3 protein-coding genes are annotated in these 2,446 nt (G+C 72.6%); all 3 read right to left on the bottom strand.

Annotated elements, in window-relative coordinates; all coding sequences use genetic code 11:
• Positions 1–971: SMI1/KNR4 family protein (locus H5J30_RS27290; protein ID WP_181789980.1), on the bottom strand; the 971-nt coding region annotated here is incomplete at its 3' end.
• Between the two features lie 61 nt (positions 972–1,032).
• On the bottom strand, positions 1,033–1,869 hold the full coding sequence (locus tag H5J30_RS27295; RefSeq protein WP_181789981.1) for an alpha/beta hydrolase: 837 nt from the start codon (positions 1,867–1,869) through the stop codon (positions 1,033–1,035).
• Positions 1,870–2,054: 185 nt separating this feature from the next.
• Positions 2,055–2,446, bottom strand: a 392-nt coding sequence (locus tag H5J30_RS27300; protein ID WP_508470822.1) for a DMT family protein, incomplete at its 5' end; no start/stop codon positions are given.

Below are 2,446 nucleotides of genomic sequence, written 5' to 3' on the forward strand. Positions count from 1 at the left end.
CAGTCACCGGGGGGAGCGTAGCGGTGGGTGCCGTCGCGCACCCCGTTCCATACGGCCTCGGCGGTCTCCCGCTCGACCTCGCGGGCGACCATCATCCTGAGCCATCGCTCGTCCTCGTCCCCACGCCGGCCGCCGTATCCCTGGGGCATGGCCTGCGCGGGCAGGAGGTCGGGCAGGTAGCGCGGGTCGGCGACGAGGCTGCCGTAGTCGTAGGTGCTCCGCGGGGCGCGGAGCTGCGCGAGTTGGTTCAGCAGGGCGGTGGTCCGCGGCCGTCCGTAGGACTGCGCCTCTTCGAGCAGGGGCACCGCCTCCTCGTACCGTCCGCGCAGGGCCAGCAGGCGGGCGTCCTCCACCCGGGCTTCCTGCGCGCGCGTGGTGGCGTTCACGAAGTCGGGGCTCTCGGCCCGGTCGCGGTGGAAGCCGCGGTACATGGCCTCCATGTACGCGCGGAACGACGGGTACCGGTCCGGGTCTTCGCCGCTCCAGCCCTTGAAGACGTAGAGCGCCCACTCGCCGTCCGGGCCGACGTCGCCCGGGTCGAGCAGCGCGTGCGAGACGTCGGAGTCCGTCTCCAGCCGGAGCGCCCGCCGCCACATCCCGGCCAGCACCACGTCCTCCTCGCTCGGCGCGTCGCCCAGGTTCTCCTCGTACACCTGGGAATTGCCGTACGGATCCCGGAACCAGTCGATGTCGGCGGCGCCCCCGAGCCAGTACACCCCGGCGGTCTCGTCGACGTGCCACCCGTCGCTCACGGCCAGGAACTCCCGGTACGAGTCCGGCAACCGCCGCCCCAGCCGCTCCTCGGCCGCGGCGATCACCGCCTCCTCCGCGCCGGCCCGCCCGAGCGCGGAGACGGCTGCCCCGCCGGCGTCGTCGCCCTCGTCCTCCTCGTAGTCCTCGTCCGTGGGCGGCACCCACTCCGCCTGCCAACGCCCGAGGAACACACGCCAGTCGAAACCCTCACCGCTCATGCCTGGATCGTGCCATCCGGCACTGACAGACCGGCCGCCGGCGGCCACGTGCTTCCCATGCTCAGCTCCGGTCGAGGTCCAGCGGCGTGGGTTCGAAGGCCCAGTCGAGCGCGAAGTCGGCGACGTCTTCCCAGCCGTCCTCACCGCAGGTCCAGTGGCTGCGGTCGGGGAACTTCAGATACGCGGTGACGGCCCTGGAGTGCTTGGCGTTCTTCCTGTAGTTCTCGTGCTGGACGGCCGCCGGCAGGATGCGGTCCTTGCCGCCGGCGATGAAGAGCAGCGGTGCCCGGTGGCCGTTGGCGAAGTCGTAGGCCGTCGCGGCGTGCGGCGTGACGGCGGCGAAGCCCCCCTGGAACAGGATCCGGCCGGATACGGGGACCGCGTAGCGGTCGTAGACGGCCTTCGACTCCTCTTCACTCAGGTTGTTCGTGAACGCGTAGTGGAACTCCTTCTCGGTGATCGGTACCGCGCGGTTCTTGTTGGCCGGGTTGCGCAGGACCGGGAACATGGCCCTGATCTCGCTGAACGGCAGCGCCCGGACGCCCTTCACCGGCGCGCCGTCGATGGACACCCCGATCGCGCCGTAACCGGCGTCGAGGAGGAGCTGCACGAAGGTGCCGCCGAACGAGTGGCCGATGAGGAGCGGCTTGGTGTCCAGCGCCGCCACCACCTCGACCAGGTGGTCGAAGACCTCGCGCAAGCCCAGCCCCGCCAGCGGCGAGGGGTCGCGGCGCAGCGCCTCGACCCCGTCCTCGCCCGGCCCGATGCCCGGATAGCCGGGCGTGAGCACCTTCAGGCCGCGCTGCTCGTAGCGGGTGACCCAGTGCTCCCACGACAGGGGTGTCGTCCAGAGCCCGTGGACGAGGACGACGGTGTCCGGTGGTGCGGCCTGGTCCATCGTTCCGTCCGTTCTCTCCGGCACCGGCACCGCCGCCCGTGCCCCGGCTCCCCCGACGGGCGGTGCCGCTCGCCTCCCACGCTAGGGACGCGGGTCCCGCGCCACCGCCGCAGAGGGGGCAATCGGGTGACGGCGGCGGGTCACAGGCCGCCGGGCCGGGCCGTGGCGCCCGCTGTCCTCGACGGTCAGCCCGTCAGGACCCGGACGTTGGGGACCGCGCGGGCCAGCGCGAGGACGCCGGCGAACACCAGGGCGACACCGGCGCAGCCGGGGAGCAGCCACCACCCCAGGCGGATGCTCTCGTCGAAGAGGAACACCCCGAGGACGAGGCTCACCGTGGCGTCGCCGATGGTGAGGGCCGGCTGGGAGGCCGCGAGGGGACCGGCCTGCAGGGCGTTCTCCAGCAGCAGCACGGCCGCGATGCCGCAGAGCGCGAACCCGTAGGTCTGCCAGGTCGTCAGGAAGGCGAGCAGGCCGTCGTGGATCAGGACGTACGTGGCGGTCTTCAGCTGGGCGGCGGTCAGCGCGTTGCCCACGGCGGACGCCGCGCCCAGGACGACCGCGCGCAGCAGGCCGG

Source organism: Streptomyces phytophilus (assembly GCF_013870535.1).
In the GTDB taxonomy this organism is placed as follows: Bacteria; Actinomycetota; Actinomycetes; order Streptomycetales; family Streptomycetaceae; genus Streptomyces; species Streptomyces phytophilus.

Bases quoted from the DNA above. Each gene is read 5' to 3' on its own strand.
- H5J30_RS27295 (WP_181789981.1), bottom strand. From the start codon at position 1,869: ATGGACCAGGCCGCACCACCGGACACCGTCGTCCTCGTCCACGGGCTC.